General features: G+C 48.6%; 6 tRNA genes and 1 rRNA gene. All 7 read right to left on the minus strand.

What is annotated here, in order from left to right:
- Position 1: 1 nt before the first annotated feature.
- The 7 genes from AAHF22_RS23710 to rrf all read right to left on the minus strand — a co-directional run bounded on the left by AAHF22_RS23710 (position 2) and on the right by rrf (position 806).
- A tRNA-Lys gene (locus tag AAHF22_RS23710) sits at positions 2-77 on the minus strand.
- A gap of 4 nt (positions 78-81) precedes the next feature.
- Positions 82-156, minus strand: a tRNA-Gln gene (locus AAHF22_RS23715).
- 17 nt (positions 157-173) lie between these two features.
- Positions 174-249 (minus strand) — tRNA-Val (locus AAHF22_RS23720).
- A gap of 116 nt (positions 250-365) precedes the next feature.
- Positions 366-437 (minus strand) — tRNA-Glu (locus tag AAHF22_RS23725).
- 26 nt (positions 438-463) lie between these two features.
- Positions 464-536: transfer RNA gene (locus tag AAHF22_RS23730), tRNA-Thr, on the minus strand.
- A gap of 1 nt (position 537) precedes the next feature.
- Positions 538-613 (minus strand) — tRNA-Asn (locus AAHF22_RS23735).
- 76 nt (positions 614-689) lie between these two features.
- A 5S ribosomal RNA gene (rrf, locus tag AAHF22_RS23740) occupies positions 690-806 on the minus strand.
- Positions 807-1,005 lie beyond the last annotated feature (199 nt).

Consider the following 1,005-nt stretch of genomic DNA (forward strand, 5'->3'; position numbering starts at 1 on the left):
ATGGTGAGCCATGAAGGACTCGAACCTTCGACACCCTGATTAAAAGTCAGGTGCTCTACCAACTGAGCTAATGGCTCTTAATGGCTGGGGATATAGGATTTGAACCTATGCATGACGGAGTCAAAGTCCGTTGCCTTACCGCTTGGCTAATCCCCAACGTTTAAGAAAAACGATGGTGGAGACTGACGCGATCGAACCGCCGACCCTCTGCTTGTAAGGCAGATGCTCTCCCAGCTGAGCTAAGTCTCCATAGTATTAGTCGTAAAGGTAATGCCGTCAATACAAATGTTCAAGCGTATTTCCCAGGCCAGATAGGCACTGACAAACCTTTACATCTTTATTCTTTTAGGAGAAGAATAAAGAGATGACCCGTAGGGGATTCGAACCCCTGTTACCTCCGTGAAAGGGAGGTGTCTTAACCCCTTGACCAACGGGCCTTATTAAAAAGTGAAAAGTTATAACAAGCTCTCAACCGGGATCGAACCGGTGACCTCATCCTTACCATGGATGCACTCTACCTACTGAGCTATGAGAGCATGGCTCCCCGAACAGGACTCGAACCTGTGACAACTCGATTAACAGTCGAGTGCTCTACCAACTGAGCTATCAGGGAATAGTACCCGCTCCATAGAGCGGTAGCTTACTAGAAGCCAGCTTTATCGACTAAAGCTGTGAGGTCTTGCTTGTTCGCTTGGCGACGTCCTACTCTCCCAGGACCCTGCGGTCCAAGTACCATTGGCGCTGGAGGGCTTAACGGTCGTGTTCGGGATGGGTACGTGTGGAACCCCTCCGCCATCATCACCAAACGTTGGTTTTCGAAGCATTCACTTCGTGGAATCTTCGTCGAGAACATCGAATGCCTCTATAAAAGATACCGAGTACAGATGTTAATCACCTGAAAACTGAATCCGAAACGAATCACCGCGTATTTAGAAGTAGGATAAGCCCTCGACCGATTAGTATTGGTCAGCTCCATGCATTGCTGCACTTCCACCTCCAACCTAT

Origin of the sequence: Paenibacillus wenxiniae, from assembly GCF_039822605.1 — a bacterium.
Classification (GTDB): domain Bacteria; phylum Bacillota; class Bacilli; order Paenibacillales; family Paenibacillaceae; genus Saccharibacillus; species Saccharibacillus wenxiniae.